15 protein-coding genes and 1 tRNA gene are annotated in these 14766 nt (G+C 43.4%); 13 read left to right on the plus strand and 3 right to left on the minus strand.

The features are described from left to right. Nucleotides 1-74 precede the first annotated feature (74 nt). On the plus strand, nt 75-638 hold the full coding sequence (locus tag CKO50_RS12930) for a YSC84-related protein (protein WP_095728491.1): 564 nt from the start codon (nt 75-77) through the stop codon (nt 636-638). A 57-nt stretch (nt 639-695) separates the two neighbouring features. Here CKO50_RS12930 and CKO50_RS12935 read toward each other — a convergent pair whose 3' ends face one another. Then, nucleotides 696-1901, minus strand: a complete 1206-nt coding sequence (locus CKO50_RS12935; protein ID WP_095728492.1) for a Bcr/CflA family multidrug efflux MFS transporter — start codon at nt 1899-1901, stop codon at nt 696-698. Between the two features lie 230 nt (nt 1902-2131). Here CKO50_RS12935 and CKO50_RS12940 point away from each other — a divergent pair, with 230 nt between their 5' ends. Further along, a complete protein-coding gene (locus tag CKO50_RS12940; RefSeq protein ID WP_095728493.1) occupies nt 2132-2929 on the plus strand; it encodes a M48 family metallopeptidase in 798 nt (265 codons plus the stop codon). Between the two features lie 27 nt (nt 2930-2956). Here CKO50_RS12940 and CKO50_RS12945 read toward each other — a convergent pair whose 3' ends face one another. Further along, the gene (locus CKO50_RS12945; RefSeq protein WP_095728494.1) at nt 2957-3463 is read right to left on the minus strand and encodes a M48 family metallopeptidase; all 507 of its coding nucleotides are present in this window, start codon (nt 3461-3463) and stop codon (nt 2957-2959) included. Next, the gene (locus CKO50_RS12950; protein ID WP_176474660.1) at nt 3463-4311 is read right to left on the minus strand and encodes a DUF72 domain-containing protein; all 849 of its coding nucleotides are present in this window, start codon (nt 4309-4311) and stop codon (nt 3463-3465) included. Before CKO50_RS12950 ends, CKO50_RS12945 begins: the two co-directional genes overlap by 1 nt. Before the next feature lie 194 nt (nt 4312-4505). Here CKO50_RS12950 and aspS point away from each other — a divergent pair, with 194 nt between their 5' ends. The 11 genes from aspS (at nt 4506) to CKO50_RS13010 (ending at nt 14766) form a co-directional block, all read left to right on the plus strand. Next, nucleotides 4506-6290 carry an aspartate--tRNA ligase gene (gene aspS, locus CKO50_RS12955; protein WP_095728496.1) on the plus strand — a complete coding sequence of 595 codons (1785 nt, stop codon included), beginning with the start codon at nt 4506-4508 and terminating at the stop codon, nt 6288-6290. A 123-nt stretch (nt 6291-6413) separates the two neighbouring features. Continuing rightward, nucleotides 6414-6935 (plus strand): crossover junction endodeoxyribonuclease RuvC, encoded by a 522-nt coding sequence (gene ruvC, locus CKO50_RS12960; protein ID WP_010605128.1) that lies wholly within the window; start codon nt 6414-6416, stop codon nt 6933-6935. Nucleotides 6936-6937: 2 nt separating this feature from the next. Further along, nucleotides 6938-7555, plus strand: coding sequence for a Holliday junction branch migration protein RuvA (gene ruvA / locus CKO50_RS12965; RefSeq protein WP_010377584.1), 618 nt, complete (start codon nt 6938-6940; stop codon nt 7553-7555). A 2-nt stretch (nt 7556-7557) separates the two neighbouring features. After that, on the plus strand, nt 7558-8562 hold the full coding sequence (gene ruvB / locus CKO50_RS12970) for a Holliday junction branch migration DNA helicase RuvB (protein ID WP_010377587.1): 1005 nt from the start codon (nt 7558-7560) through the stop codon (nt 8560-8562). Nucleotides 8563-9775: 1213 nt separating this feature from the next. Then, nucleotides 9776-10480, plus strand: a complete 705-nt coding sequence (gene tolQ, locus CKO50_RS12980; RefSeq protein ID WP_095728577.1) for a protein TolQ — start codon at nt 9776-9778, stop codon at nt 10478-10480. Further along, a complete protein-coding gene (gene tolR / locus CKO50_RS12985; RefSeq protein WP_010377593.1) occupies nt 10467-10895 on the plus strand; it encodes a protein TolR in 429 nt (142 codons plus the stop codon). The genes tolQ and tolR overlap by 14 nt, the downstream gene beginning before the upstream one ends. Continuing rightward, a complete protein-coding gene (gene tolA / locus CKO50_RS12990) occupies nt 10895-11836 on the plus strand; it encodes a cell envelope integrity protein TolA (protein ID WP_095728497.1) in 942 nt (313 codons plus the stop codon). Before tolR ends, tolA begins: the two co-directional genes overlap by 1 nt. A 9-nt stretch (nt 11837-11845) precedes the next feature. Next, nucleotides 11846-13204 carry a Tol-Pal system beta propeller repeat protein TolB gene (tolB, locus tag CKO50_RS12995; RefSeq protein ID WP_095728498.1) on the plus strand — a complete coding sequence of 453 codons (1359 nt, stop codon included), beginning with the start codon at nt 11846-11848 and terminating at the stop codon, nt 13202-13204. A 40-nt stretch (nt 13205-13244) separates the two neighbouring features. Next, on the plus strand, nt 13245-13781 hold the full coding sequence (gene pal / locus CKO50_RS13000) for a peptidoglycan-associated lipoprotein Pal (RefSeq protein ID WP_010605122.1): 537 nt from the start codon (nt 13245-13247) through the stop codon (nt 13779-13781). Between the two features lie 12 nt (nt 13782-13793). Then, complete coding sequence (ybgF, locus tag CKO50_RS13005; RefSeq protein WP_095728499.1) at nt 13794-14546, plus strand: tol-pal system protein YbgF; 753 nt, start codon at nt 13794-13796, stop codon at nt 14544-14546. A gap of 149 nt (nt 14547-14695) precedes the next feature. Then, nucleotides 14696-14766: transfer RNA gene (locus CKO50_RS13010), tRNA-Lys, on the plus strand.

Genomic DNA, 14766 nt, shown 5'->3' on the forward strand with positions numbered 1-14766 from the left:
ATTAATCTAGCATTCAAACTAAGCGGTTATGATAGGTAGTGTTATTTTCAATTAATGCGGGATAGGAAAAACCTATGGTAAACGTTAAACACTTAATGGCTGGATTTTTGGCCGTCATGCTTAGTGCATGTGCTTCAATGGGCGAGGGCGACAGAGTTGAAAAGCAACGTGCCATCCTAGATATGAAAAACGATGTACTTACTCAGCTTTACAGCAAAAAGCCAGATACGCGCTCGCAAATTGCGGCTGCGCCTGGTTATGCTGTTTTTTCTAATGCCAATATTAATCTGCTATTTGTTGCAGCTGGAACAGGTTACGGTGTCGTACACGATAACGCGGTAGGAAATAACACCTATATGAATATGGCTGAAGGTGGTGTAGGCCTTGGTTTAGGTGTAAAAGATTATCGTATTGTGATGGTATTTCATACTCCTGAAGCAATGAATAAGTTTGTTACTTCAGGCTGGACATTTGGCGGAAATGCAGATGCTGCAGCGAAAGCTGCTAAAAAAGGAGCGTCGGTGGAAGGCGAGGCCTATTATGGTGATGTTACTGTGTACACCTTTACTGAAAGTGGCTTGGCACTGCAAGCAACAGTAAAAGGCACTAAATTCTGGAAAGATAAAGAACTAAATTAAGATGATCTAATAACGATTTTATAGAAAAGCCCCGCATGTGTCGGGGCTTTTTATGTATTACTCTTTGATTTCTGTAGCGTTGAGACTTTTTTCAAAACGCCTATTTAACAGCTGGCATACAATGGTCAGCACAATGGCTGCGAGCATAAAGCTTGAGAACGGCATGGGGGATTCCGGGGCCGCGAGCGCAAGCAAAGGGCCGACCAAAGCGCCGCTACCAAATCGTAGCGTGCCTATCACCGCGGTAGCGGTACCGGTTTGATGCTCAAAGCCCAATAATATCAGCGCATCAGCATTGCTGGCAATGATCCCTAAACTCATCATCAAAGGCGCAATGGCTGATGCGAGTACCCAAACCGAGACTGATTGGCTGCTAAGTATCACCAGTAGCGTCGCGAAGACGATACCAATAGTAAGACCGATATTGAGCATTTTCCTAGAACCAAGCCTTGGCACTAAACGCGTGTTGGCAAAGTTACCGAGCATCAATGCAATCACATTCATGGCGAATAACACTCCAAACAGCTGCTCCGACACGCCATAATACTCAAGATAAATAAATGAAACTGAAGTTAAAAAGCAAAAGAATGCAAATGATGCCAGCATCGAAGAAAGAATATCGTAGCGGGCCTTTTTTTGTATTAACACAATGCGATAGTTTTTTAAGAAAAACGATAAGCTAAGTGGGACATCGGCTTTGGTTGGAATTGCGATACAGAAAAACTGTAATGCGATTATTACCAGTATCGCATATATCGCTAAAAACCAAAAAATGGCGTGCCAATCAAAGTACAACAGGATCAACGCACCAAGAGAGGGAGCAATTAGTGGCGCGATCATCATGATCATCGACACATAAGACATCCCTTTGGCTGTGTGCTCTTTGTAATAATAGCGGATCACGCCTGGTACAACGACCGTTGCTGCGGCACCACAAAATGCTTGAACGACACGTAAGACGCAAAACATATCAATGTCATTTGTTAGTGCAAGCCCAATTGACGATGCGGTAAACCCGACTAAGCCCCAAATAGCTAATGTCTGCCTTGAGAATCTATCTGCAAGGGGGCCAAACACCATCATGCCGACAGCATAGCCTGCCAAATAGCTACTAAGAGAAACCTGCACTTGCTCAAGCGGGCTATTCAAGCTGTCTGCAATCGCAAGCATCGCGGGGAGATACAAGTCGATGGCTAAGGGCGTTATCGCGACAATACTAGCCAATAGTGGTAATAATATTGCGGGGAGTGTTGATGACTTCATAGGTTGGTATTGTTACCTTGTTAATGTTAAGCAGAATATATACACCAATCAGAGACGCTTATATGGAGACGGAACTCGGTGCACTAGAGTAGAGCAACGAAAAGGCGGCGTTCTGATCAGCAGAAGTTCATGAAAAATTTTTTATATTGTACTAAGTTAGTCTCGTTAAGTGACGAAATTGCGGTAAACTTAGAGAAACTTAAGTTATAAAATAAGAAAAGGAACAAGTTATGAAAAAACTGGTTCTCGCGATAGCTGTGGCAGCAACGCTTGCTGGCTGCAAAACATCGCCTACCGGACGCACTCAATTAGCACTCTATTCCGATCAGCAAATGGACCAAATGGGTGTTGCAAGCTTTGAACAAATGAAGCAAGAGCAAAAAGTCGATACTGATGCTAAAACCAATCGCTACGTTAAGTGTATTGCAAATGCCTTAATAGCACAACTCCCGGCAAACTACGCAAACCAGCAATGGGAAGTCGTAGTATTTGAAGATGACTCTGCCAATGCATTTGCGCTACCCGGTGGTAAAATCGGAGTTCATACGGGGATTCTCAAAGTTGCAGAAAACCAAGATCAACTTGCTGCGGTTATGGGTCATGAAGTAGGGCATGTTATTGCTGAACACGCTAATGAACGTGTATCACAAAACAGTGTGTTGCAGTTTGGCCTGCAAGCGGGGGCGGCGGTGCTTGAAATGAATAATACCGAATATCGCAATGCCATTATGCAGGGGTTAGGTCTTGGTGCGCAGTACGGTGTGGCACTGCCATTTAGCCGCTCTCATGAAAGCGAAGCAGATGTTATCGGCTTAGATCTAATGGCTAAGGCAGGCTTTAATCCGGAAGGCTCTGTTGCGCTTTGGCAAAATATGGCGAAAATGAGCGAACAGCGTCCACCAGAATTTATGTCGACGCACCCTGCGCCAGAAAACCGAATTAAGCAATTACAAGCCAACATGACAACAGCCAAAGCAACCGCGAATAAAGCGCGTGCGGGTGGTTTTGCACCAAGCTGTAAACGCTAATTTCTCAAAACACCAATTACACTACAGTTAAGTGTAATTGGTGTTGCCTTCCGTTTCACACATCAGCATAAATAGCCGTAACTCTAGCTCAAGTTGATGATAGTGGGGTTCCATATGCAGACAAAGCTTGTAAAAAGCCTTGTTATGGTCTTTCTCTTTAAAGTGCGCTAGCTCGTGTACAACCAATGTTCGTAACACAGCCTCGGGAGCGTGTTTTAACTGTGCTGCGATGTGTATTTGGTGCGACGTTTTTTGTTTTTTCCCGTGTCGTGTGGTTTTGAATGTATGTGTTCCTAACGCATTCAATACCATATTGTTGCGCTTCTCAAACTTGGCCTGCGATACCCGTGGAGTATTTTTTAGGTACTGTTGCCTTAATCCTTCCACATATTCGTAAAGTAGCTTATCACTTTTTATCTGATGCGGTTCAGGATAGCGACTTTTGAAAAAGGCACTGAGTCGTTTGCTCTCTATTAATTGAGTGACTTGAGTTTGGACTTGTTCGGAGTAGTTTAAAAAATAGGGATGAGACATTAAAACAGCGCCTCTTGCTTTGCTTCTTTTTCAGCGGGGAATGGATTGCTTACTTGATGATGTATCTCTAAATCAGCGATAAATTGTCTTGCTAAAAATGGCGCATCAAAATTGTCTGCGGTATGGAAAAACACATAAGGTGATTTACCTTCGCTGAGCCATTGATTGAGTTTAGTTAACCAAGGTTGATAAAAGTCTCTATTAGACTCCAGCTGAGAGCAACCAACAAATCGCAGAATAGGGCTGTCTCCAGTGGCAATTGCATGCACAGGTAATCGCGGCTTTTTTTGCTGTGCATCTACTATCGCAGGGGTACTGGCAGGTTCGCTGAAGAGTGCGCGAGTATCCATCACGATGCGGTTGTAGTTATTTTCGATTAAATACTGGTTGTATCTGCGCTCAGCATCGCCTTTGCGATAAAAGTCCCAATGCCGTACTTCAACACCAACAGTTAGCGCTTTGGGCAACCAAGATAAAAATTGTCGCATTTTATTTATATGTTCAGGCGCAAACTGCGCAGGTAATTGCAGCATTAATACGCCTAATTTAGGAAACAGCGGTGCCATATTTTTACACCAAGCCAATAATTCATCTTGGCAGTGGCTAAGTGCCATTTCATGACTAAAGCGCTTAGGAACTTTAAACGTAAAGCGAAAGTCATCGGGCACTTGTTCTAGCCATTTTAATACGGTCTGCGGATTTGGATCGGCATAAAAAGTCGTATTACCTTCAACGCTATTAAAAATTTGGCCATACTCTTTGAGCATATTTGTGGCACTACAATGGCTGGAAAATACTCGACCTTTCCAGTGTGTGCTACTCCATTGTGGGCAACCCAGATACAACATAGTGATCAAAACAACGATTAAATGTGTGAATAGTGTATCAGATCCTTAGATTGAGGATGACAATGCAGCGTATTTTTATATAATTGGCGGTTATTGAAAATGAGTCTTAGCGACTGGCTTACCAATACTGTGAATTCATATTGTGTGGTGAGAAGTGATTAGTCGTAAGAGCAAACTGGACTGACAGGAATTTTATGCGCTCTATATACTGCGGAAAACTAAATAAGAGCCATGTAGATCAGGAAGTTGAACTATGTGGTTGGATCAATAAACGTCGTGACCTTGGCGGCCTAATCTTTGTCGATTTAAGAGATAGAGAAGGGCTTGTGCAAGTGGTATTCGATCCTGAAGTGGAAGGCTTAATGGATAAAGCGAATACGTTGCGCCAAGAGTTCTGTGTTCAGATCAAAGGTGTTGTCCGTGCGCGTCCTGAAAGCCAAGTTAACAAAGACATGGCAACCGGTGAAGTTGAGATCTTAGGCACTGGCTTAACCATTATCAACCGTTCAGAACCATTACCGCTTGACTTCAATCAGCAAAACTCTGAAGAGCGTCGTCTTAAATACCGTTATTTAGACCTACGCCGTCTAGAAATGAGCGATCGCATTAAGATGCGTGCTAAAGCGAGTAGCTTTGTGCGTCGTTTCTTGGATGAAAATGCATTCTTAGACATTGAAACGCCAGTACTAACGAAAGCGACACCTGAAGGTGCACGCGACTATCTAGTACCAAGTCGTGTTCACAAAGGCAGTTTCTATGCGCTACCGCAGTCGCCGCAGCTATTTAAGCAGCTACTAATGATGTCTGGTTTTGACCGCTACTATCAAATCGTAAAGTGTTTCCGTGATGAAGACTTACGTGCCGATCGCCAGCCAGAGTTCACTCAGATAGATATCGAAACGTCATTTATGAGCTCAGATCAAGTGCGTGGCGTGACAGAAAAAATGATCCGCGAAATGTGGCAGTCTTTCCTAGACGTTGATTTGGGTGAGTTCCCTGTGATGCCATACAGCGAAGCGATGAGCAAATATGGTTCAGATAAACCAGACCTACGTAACCCGCTTGAGCTTATCGACGTTGCAGACATCGTAAAAGACGTTGAATTTAAAGTACTAAGCGGCCCTGCGAACGACGAAAAAGGTCGTGTTGCAGTACTGTCAGTGCCTGGTGGCGCACAACTTTCACGTAAGCAAATCGATGAATATACTAAGTTTGTAGGTATTTACGGTGCGAAAGGCCTTGCTTGGATGAAAGTGAATGATCGTGATGCGGGTAGCGAAGGCGTACAGTCACCAATCGCTAAGTTCTTGAATGAAGAAGTGATCAATGCACTACTTGAGCGCACAGGCGCAAACACAGGTGACATTATTCTATTCGGTGCAGACAAGCGTAATACCGTAAATGAAGCGATGGGCGCGCTGCGTCTGAAGATTGGTCTTGATTTAGAAATCACAGATCTAACTAAGTGGGCACCACTTTGGGTTGTTGACTTCCCGATGTTCGAAGAAGACGACGAAGGTAATCTACACGCGGTACACCACCCGTTTACTGCGCCTAAAGACGTAAGTGCTGCGGAACTTGAAGCAAATCCAGCAGGTACACTTTCTGATGCTTACGATATGGTACTTAACGGCTACGAAGTAGGCGGCGGTTCGGTTCGTATTCACAACAACGAAATGCAACAGGCAGCGTTCAGGATCCTAGGTATTGAAGAGTCTGAGCAGCAAGAGAAGTTTGGTTTCTTACTCGATGCTCTGAAGTATGGCACGCCTCCACACGCAGGTTTAGCATTCGGTCTTGACCGTTTGGTGATGCTACTATGTGGCACTGACAACATCCGTGACGTTATTGCGTTCCCGAAAACAACGCAAGCATCGTGCTTGATGACTGATGCACCAAGCCTTGCAAACCCAGATGCGCTAAAAGAGCTTGCTATCTCAATAGAAAAGCAGTTAGCAGAGCAAGGTGAAGGCGAGTGAGTTCGTCAACCTGATGTAAAAGAGGCGACTTAGGTCGCCTTTTTTGATCAGATGAGCTAGCTTATAACTGGTAATTCATACAGTATTTTGGCATTATAACCAAAAAATCAAGAGACGATGCGTTTGGCTGTCATTTTAGGAATTGATCCGGGGTCAAGATTTACAGGCTATGGTGTGATTGCTCACCAAGGTGCAAAGTTCCAATATTTAGGGAGCGGTTGTATTAAAGTTGGTGAACATGACTTTCCCACTCGATTAAAAATGATTTATCAAGGGATCACACAGCTTATAGAGCAGTTTTCGCCGAGCGACTTTGCGATTGAGCAAGTGTTCGTTGCGCATAATCCAAGTTCAGCCTTAAAACTTGGTCAAGCGCGAGGTGCGGCTATAGTTGCCGCGACCATGCAGTCAGTGGTTGTGAGTGAATATTCGGCAAGGCAAGTTAAACAAGCCGTTGCGGGTACTGGTGGTGCAGATAAAGCCCAAGTACAGGAAATGGTAAAGCGCATATTAAAATTGCCTGGTACACCCCAAGCTGATGCAGCAGATGCGTTGGCGGTGGCGATTTGTCACGCGCACTCAAGGCAAAACTTAATAAAAATGGCAGGCGCAGCGCGTAAAACCGTAAGAGGAAGGTTGAGATAACCATGATAGGAAAATTAAGCGGAACACTGTTAGAAAAGCAGCCACCAGAGATATTAATTGATGTTGCAGGTGTAGGTTATGAAGTACAAATGCCTATGACCTGTTTTTATGAATTACCGAGCGTGGGCGAGCCGGTATCAGTATTTACCCACTTTGTGGTGCGTGAAGATGCGCAGTTACTGTTTGGTTTTAATACCAAGATCGCACGTGCATTGTTTAGAACGTTAATTAAAGCAAACGGAGTCGGTCCAAAGCTCGGACTTGCAATTTTGTCGGGTATGTCTGCAGAGCAATTTGTTAGCTGCGTGAATCATGGCGATGCAACTACTTTGGTTAAGATCCCTGGAGTTGGTAAAAAAACCGCTGAGCGTTTAGTACTTGAAATGAAAGATAAGCTAAAAGACTTTGGCAATGACTTACTCACACCGTTTAGCGATGCCGCTGTACTTGCGCCGCAAGAGCATCCGACGGTAAGTGATACCCCAGCAGATGAAGCGATTGCAGCCTTAATGGCATTAGGGTATAAACAAGTTCAAGCACAAAAAGCGGTAAAAGCCGTAAACAGAGAAGGCATGACGACCGAGAGTATCATTAAAGATGCTCTTAAATCGATGATGTAACTATGATTGAAGCAGATAGATTAATTGAACCTGAGATCCAAGGTAATGAAGATTTAGTTGATAGGGCGATTAGACCTAAATTACTAAATGATTATACCGGTCAGCCGCATGTCAAAAAGCAAATGGAAATTTTTATAGCGGCGGCACGTTCAAGACAGGAAGCCTTAGATCACTTGTTGATATTTGGCCCGCCGGGCTTAGGTAAAACCACGCTTGCGAACATTGTTGCAAACGAGCTTGAGGTTAATATTAAAACCACCTCGGGACCTGTGCTTGAAAAAGCGGGAGACTTGGCCGCATTGCTCACTAACCTTGAAGAAGGGGATGTGTTATTTATTGATGAGATCCATCGTTTAAGCCCTCAGGTGGAAGAAATTCTCTATCCTGCTATGGAAGACTACCAATTAGACATCATGATTGGTGAAGGCCCAGCTGCACGCTCGATTAAACTGGATTTACCGCCTTTTACTTTGGTTGGCGCAACGACACGTGCTGGCTCATTAACCTCACCATTACGAGACCGTTTTGGGATTGTGCAGCGTTTGGAGTTTTACTCGGTTGCGGACTTGTCTTCGATTGTGACTCGCTCAGCGTATCATTTAAATCTAGAGATCAGCGAGTCGGGTGCAACTGAAGTGGCGCGTCGAGCTCGCGGTACACCAAGAATAGCAAACCGTTTACTACGCAGGGTAAGAGACTTTGCTGAAGTGAAGGGCGATGGCTCTATCACTGAAGAGATTGCACACTTAGCGCTGGATATGGTCGATGTTGATAAATGTGGCTTCGATTATATGGACCGCAAATATCTGCTGGCAATCATAGAAAAGTTTACCGGTGGCCCGGTTGGTCTTGATAACCTTGCTGCTGCAATCGGAGAAGAAAAAGAAACTATCGAAGACGTAATTGAACCATTTTTGATCCAACAAGGTTTTATTCAACGCACGCCAAGAGGACGTATTGTCTCTGACAAAGCCTATATGCATTTTGAGCTAAGCAAGCCAGAATGATCTAAGTTGGGTAATAAACACCTTTATTCGTCATAATAGCCGAGTATTCACTCGGCTATTTCATTTCTACACTTGCGTATTGCAAATCACGTTTGCATAAATCCATTATTTTGTATCAGCTCAATTCAAGCAAGATTCATAACTGCTTAAGTAATTTACCTGAGCTTCGGATAATTAATGCCTTTCTAGCAGCCAGTTTTAGCGCTAACTGCGTTGAATTCACTTCCANCTTCCAATAGCCAGCTATTGGTGCGTAAATTCGCCTAGTTTCCCCCTAAAACTTTCTGGCTAGGCAAGGAGGTAAATTAAGTTGCCCCTTAACAACAAGGAGTGAGAACCTTTCTTATCTAAACCTCAGGTAAATTTATCTCGACCTGTGTGGGCTATACGTTGCTTAAACTATTTGTAGATTGTCTCGTCCTTTAAACCAAACGCTAGATAAAAATCGCAAGATGATCAAGTGTTAAAGAAAGGCTGGAACGCAATACGGAGCCTGCACCAAATTTTAGGCAAAAAAAAGCCCGCAAATAATGCGGGCAAAACAACAAGTTGAAGGAAGTAATCCAGGGAACAAGATGACTTACTTTGGGTTTTATCCACAAAATGCGTCATCTAAGCAATACGAAAAATCAGAATCCTATTGCAAGTAACTGTGCTTTGCTGAAACTTCAGCTGCTCGCTCAGTACAGGGTGTATATTAAAGAGGTTTTGGCTTTTCATCAAACTAGAAAAATTCTTTTTTCAGATAAAAAAAACTAATATCAAAGTTTTTTTCTAGGTTAAAAAGTGAGCTTAAACGTGATGATGTATTTTTATAAGTTTATGTAAAATATAGGTTTGTATGTTAAATGCGCAAAATGTAAATATTAGATAATCTGTTGTTAATTGGTAATACCAATCTGTTTTCTGAGGTTTTATTCTCTATTTGTGCATAAAACTCCTATTTTATGCAGTTTTCAGTCATATTTAGAGGCTGTGGTGGAGATTGTCGAATTTACTTAAGTTTGGGTAAAGCAAAGGGAGTTACACTGTTTTGGTCTATTTATCGTCAAATACAATGAATTCGCAGTATTGAGATTGTAAGGTATTTGTAGTGTGGTTAAACTAGCTGAACCTTTTGGTAGTAAATCTAGTCTATCTCTAGATATTGCTCGGTAGAGCGCAAGAATATAAATGGCTACCATTGCCGAAACACTTTTGGGAGTATAATAACGTGGAATCGGGACTAAATTTTGTCGATCTAATTTTAAAAGCCAGTTTTTTGGTGCAACTTGTTATGTTGACCCTGGTGGGATTGTCTATTGCTTCTTGGGCAATTATTTTTCAACGTAAAACTGTCATTTCTCAAGCCCAAAGCCAATCAAAAAATTTCGAGCAAAAATTTTGGTCCGGTATGGATCTTAGCAAACTATATAATGAAATAGCTGCAAGGACTGGTAGTGCCTCAGGACTAGAAGCGCTATTTGTATCCGGCTTTAAAGAGTTTGCAAAACATAAAAAAGGCAATATCCAATCACCTTCAATTGTTATTGAAGGTACTCATCGTTCAATGCGTGTCGCGCTTTCTCGTGAAATTGAAAAGTTAGAATCGAGCCTTTCTTTTTTAGCAACAGTTGGCTCTATCAGTCCTTATATCGGTCTATTTGGTACCGTTTGGGGGATCATGAATGCTTTCATCGCGCTCGGCGAAGTGAAACAAGCGACACTGCAAATGGTTGCGCCAGGTATTGCTGAAGCTTTGATTGCGACAGCGATGGGGTTGTTTGCGGCAATTCCAGCGGTTATGGCGTATAACCGATTTGCCAAAAATGTAGAAAAGCTAGAAACTCAGTACATTAACTTTATGGAAGAGTTCGCTAATATCCTTTATCGTCAGGCTGCAACACAATTAGAGGCAAAACAAAATGTATCAGCGTAAGAGACGTCGTCCCGTCGCGGAGATCAACGTCGTTCCTTATATTGATGTTATGTTGGTGCTTTTGATCATCTTTATGGCAACGGCTCCACTTATCCAGCACGGCGTAAAAGTAGATTTACCCCAGATGGAGGAGTCTGAATTGGTTGAAACCAAAGACTCGCCACCAATTATTGCCACCATTGATGCTGAAGGTCGCTATTTTGTGACTGTTGGTACCGACCCTGAGGCACCAATGGATGCCGTGGAAGTGGCGGCGGTGATAAAACTTAAGTTAGAACAAAACCCAGATACCCCTGTAATGATTAAAGGTTCAGGCAGAGTGTCGTATCAAGAAGTTCTCTATTTAATGGATTTTCTGAAAAAAGCGGGTGTTCCTTCTGTTGGCCTAATGACTAAATCATTTGAGGATGAGTAATGAGTTCATTATCTAGCAGCGTAGTTAAGTCAGTATTGCTTCATAGCGCGATTGGCGGTCTGCTATTTGCTACGGCAAATTTCCAAGTTGAAACACCTACTGTGATGGAAGTCACCTTAAATCCACAGCAGAACGATCAAAAGCCTGAAAGGGCGGTTTCTGCTGTGTCGGTTGACCAGCAAGCTGTAGAGAAAAAGATTGCAGATTTAAAAAAGCGTGAAGAAGAAAAACAAGCTGCTGAGGATCGCCGTATTCGAGATCTTGAGCGACGCGCCCAGCAAGCCAGGAAAGACCGTGAAGCTGAAGCGCGGCGCATTAAAAAGCTAGAGCAAGAGCGTCAAGCAAAGCTGGAAGAGACTCGCCAAGCTGAAGCGCAAGCCAAACGGGCTCGAGCAATAGAGAAAAAGCAACGTGAGCAGGCTGATAAAGCGAGAGCTGAAAAAGCCGCTGCGGAAGAGGCTGCTAAAAAAGCGGCAGCCCAGCGCCAAGCTGAAGAAGATCGCTTAAGGAAGGCCGAAGAGGCGAGGAAACGTCGCGAAGCTGAGGAAAAACGAAAAGCGAAAGAAGCGGAGCGTCAACGTCAAAAGGCACTTGAAGAACAAATGCTGCGTGACCAGCTTGCCAAAGAGCAGGCAGCAAGAGCTAAGATCCGTCAACAGCAAGTATTGAGCGAAGTGGATAAGTTTAAAGCACTTATCATGCAACGCATTCAAGCAAACTTGCTTATCGATGAAACAATGAAAGGTAAACAATGCCGAGTGAACATCCGTCTAGCCTTTAACGGCCTTGTGACGCATGTAGAGTCATTGGGCGGCGACAAACTAGTTTGTGAAGCGGCTATCCGTGCTGTGAAAATGGCAGATACTTTACCTGTTTCTAAAGATAAAGACGTGTTTGAGCAGCTTAAGAATATCAATTTAACAATTAAACCAAATTTTTAAAGGACGAACATGCTAAAGAAGTTCACAACCTTATTGCTGGTTTTTACTCTGGGTGTTTCACAGTTTGCGCAAGCCGCACTTGAAATTGTGATAACAGAAGGGGTAGACAGTGCTAGACCCATCGCAATTGTACCATTCAAATATAATGGCACTGGTGAAATGCCGTCGAGTTTAAGTGACGTTATTTCTGCAGACTTGATGCGTAGCGGTAAATTTAAGCCCGTTGCCGAGGCTGACATGCCTCAATTACCAACAACTGACTCGGAAATCGACTACGCTGCATGGGTTGATGCGGGAGTTGAAGCGCTAGTTGTAGGCACCGTGACTCAGCAATCTGCTGGACGCTACTTGGTAAAGTATGAACTGATTGACGTTATCAGAGCACAGCTGACCGGTGGTGAAACTCGCATTATGTCAAATGGTCGTTTAATGCAAAGCGACGACCATGTGCTTGAAGGACGTCAAAGTATTGTCAGTAGTACAGGCTTTAGGAACTATGCGCACCAAATTAGCGATGTAGTATATGAAGCCTTAACGGGTGAAAGAGGCGCATTTAGAACTAAGATTGCCTACATCATCGTACGTGACGGGCAAGATAAGCCATACCAATTAGTTGTTGCTGATTATGATGGTTACAACGAACAGGTATTACTGCGCTCAAAAGAACCGTTAATGTCACCTGCTTGGTCACCGGATGCAAATAAGCTTGCTTACGTGACTTTTGAGAATCGCCAGTCGCAAATCTACGTTCAAGATATTTACACTGGAAAACGCGAACTCGTCACGAGTCATCCTGGTATCAATGGTGCGCCCCAGTTTTCTCCTGATGGAACTAAATTACTAGCGGTGCTCTCTAAGGACTCAGGTGGTGCGACAGAAGTCTATCTAATTGACCTGAAAACTCGTGAAGAAACACGCTTAACTCGTCATCGTAGTATAGATACTGAGCCTTCTTGGCATCCAAACGGTCAAGAAATTGTGTATACATCTGAAAGGGGTGGTAATGCTCAGATTTATAAGTTAAATTTAAAAACTGGTAGGTCTAAGCGAGTGACGTTCGACGGTGACATGAACTTAGCGGGTTCGATCACGCCAGATGGTAAACGTTTGATTATGGTTAACCGCACGCTAGGCCGTTACCACATTGCGAAAAAAGAATTAGATTCCGGGCTGTTTCAAGTGCTGACTCGTACGAGACTAGATGAGTCTCCGAGTATTGCACCAAATGGCTCGATGATAATATACAGCACCTTGCACAATAATAAGCAGGTATTGGCACTGGTGTCTATGGATGGTCGCTTCAAGGCAAGGTTACCTGTCTTGGATGGCCAAGTTAAGGCACCAGCCTGGTCGCCGTTTTTACAGTAATTTTGCTGGTTAGATTTATAAAGATATAGGAATATACTCGATGCAACTTAACAAAACTCTAAAAGCCTTAATGGTCGCGTTGCCAGTGATGACACTTGCAGCATGTAGCTCATCTTCAAGTGTTGACGAGGGCGCGGCGAGCGAAAGCAATCAAGCGGCAACCAATCAAGATAATAACACTGTTGACGTAAACACTATTTCTCGCGAGAAATCAGCGGAAGAAAAACTACGTGAGAAATATGAAGCACTACGTCAAGAACAGATCGTATACTTCGATTTCGATAAATCTACTATTCAGAGCAAGTACGCTGAATTACTTCAAGCGCATGCGGATTTCCTAGTGAAAAACCCAAGTGTGAAAGTACTAGTAGAAGGTCACGCAGACGAGCGTGGTACGCCAGAGTACAATATCGCGCTAGGTGAAAGCCGTGGTAAAGCAGTGGCTAAGTATCTTCAAAGCCTTGGTGTTTCTGACAGTCAAATCTCTGTAGTGAGCTATGGTGAAGAGAAACCTTTAGTGAAGTCACGTACAGAAGAAGCATTCGCTAAGAACCGCCGCGCGGTATTAGTGTACTAAGAAAGAGTTATTATGAAGCCGAATACTATTTTGGCAGCATTCTTACTCGTGAGCGGGAGCGCCCAAGTTTGGGCTGCTCCCGCTCCTGTTTCGGAAGCTGCAAATTCAAATCAAACACTAGAAGAACGTGTCTCTCAACTTGAGAGTATGATGAGAACCCGCAATTTGCTACAGGCTGAGCTACAGCAACAACTTAACCTGCTGCAAGAAGAAGTAAGCCAAGTGCGTGGTGTGACGGAAGAGCAAAGCTATAAGCTTGAAAAAGTGCTACAACGTCAACGTGAGCTGTATCAAGAGATTGAAAATCGCGTTAGCCAAGCTTACGACCAGTCAAAAACAACCGCTGCGGTAACGTCAGATGTTACGCCTGAACAAGCATTCAGCAGTAATCTGTCTGAGAATGAAGCGTACGACCGTACAGTAAATATGATAATGAAGGATAAGCGCTATGATGCGGCGGTCCCTGAGTTTCAAAGTTTTTTACAGCAGTATCCAAACTCAGTATATGTGCCGAACGCGCATTACTGGTTAGGTCAGCTATTCTTAATAAAATCTGACGATGGTAAAGCTAAGTCTCATTTTGCAAACGTTGTTGATAATTTCCCTGAATCGAATAAACGTCCAGAAGCGATGTTAAAGCTGGGTACTATTTTACATAAACAGGGACAAGTAGCAGAAGCGAAGACACTCCTTAATAAATTGATTAAAGAGTATCCAAGTACGACTCCTGCAAAATTGGCAACAGAGCGTTTAGCGAAAATGTAATTATCACTTTTTGAGCGGAGTGCCTTAAAATTAGGCGCTTAGTCATAAAAAGTGAAAAAAACTAGCTATTTCAGTTGCACTCAAAATTTAAATAAGTATTATAAGCGCCCGCAGCAGGCGATTGGTAACAAAAAACTGCTGCGTTAAGTGGGTCATTAGCTCAGTTGGTAGAGCAGTGGACTTTTAATCCATTGGTCGATGGTTCGAGTCCATCATGACC

It is taken from the genome of Pseudoalteromonas sp. HM-SA03 (assembly GCF_002289345.1).
Taxonomy (GTDB): Bacteria; Pseudomonadota; Gammaproteobacteria; order Enterobacterales; family Alteromonadaceae; genus Pseudoalteromonas.

Coding starts and splice junctions, on each gene's coding strand:
- CKO50_RS12930 (WP_095728491.1), top strand. CDS start 75: ATGGTAAACGTTAAACACTTAATGGCTGGATTTTTGGCCGTCATGCTT.
- CKO50_RS12935 (WP_095728492.1), bottom strand. CDS start 1,901: ATGAAGTCATCAACACTCCCCGCAATATTATTACCACTATTGGCTAGT.
- CKO50_RS12940 (WP_095728493.1), top strand. CDS start 2,132: ATGAAAAAACTGGTTCTCGCGATAGCTGTGGCAGCAACGCTTGCTGGC.
- CKO50_RS12945 (WP_095728494.1), bottom strand. CDS start 3,463: ATGTCTCATCCCTATTTTTTAAACTACTCCGAACAAGTCCAAACTCAA.
- CKO50_RS12950 (WP_176474660.1), bottom strand. CDS start 4,311: ATGTTGTATCTGGGTTGCCCACAATGGAGTAGCACACACTGGAAAGGT.
- aspS (WP_095728496.1), top strand. CDS start 4,506: ATGCGCTCTATATACTGCGGAAAACTAAATAAGAGCCATGTAGATCAG.
- ruvA (WP_010377584.1), top strand. CDS start 6,938: ATGATAGGAAAATTAAGCGGAACACTGTTAGAAAAGCAGCCACCAGAG.
- ruvB (WP_010377587.1), top strand. CDS start 7,558: ATGATTGAAGCAGATAGATTAATTGAACCTGAGATCCAAGGTAATGAA.
- tolR (WP_010377593.1), top strand. CDS start 10,467: ATGTATCAGCGTAAGAGACGTCGTCCCGTCGCGGAGATCAACGTCGTT.
- tolA (WP_095728497.1), top strand. CDS start 10,895: ATGAGTTCATTATCTAGCAGCGTAGTTAAGTCAGTATTGCTTCATAGC.
- tolB (WP_095728498.1), top strand. CDS start 11,846: ATGCTAAAGAAGTTCACAACCTTATTGCTGGTTTTTACTCTGGGTGTT.
- pal (WP_010605122.1), top strand. CDS start 13,245: ATGCAACTTAACAAAACTCTAAAAGCCTTAATGGTCGCGTTGCCAGTG.
- ybgF (WP_095728499.1), top strand. CDS start 13,794: ATGAAGCCGAATACTATTTTGGCAGCATTCTTACTCGTGAGCGGGAGC.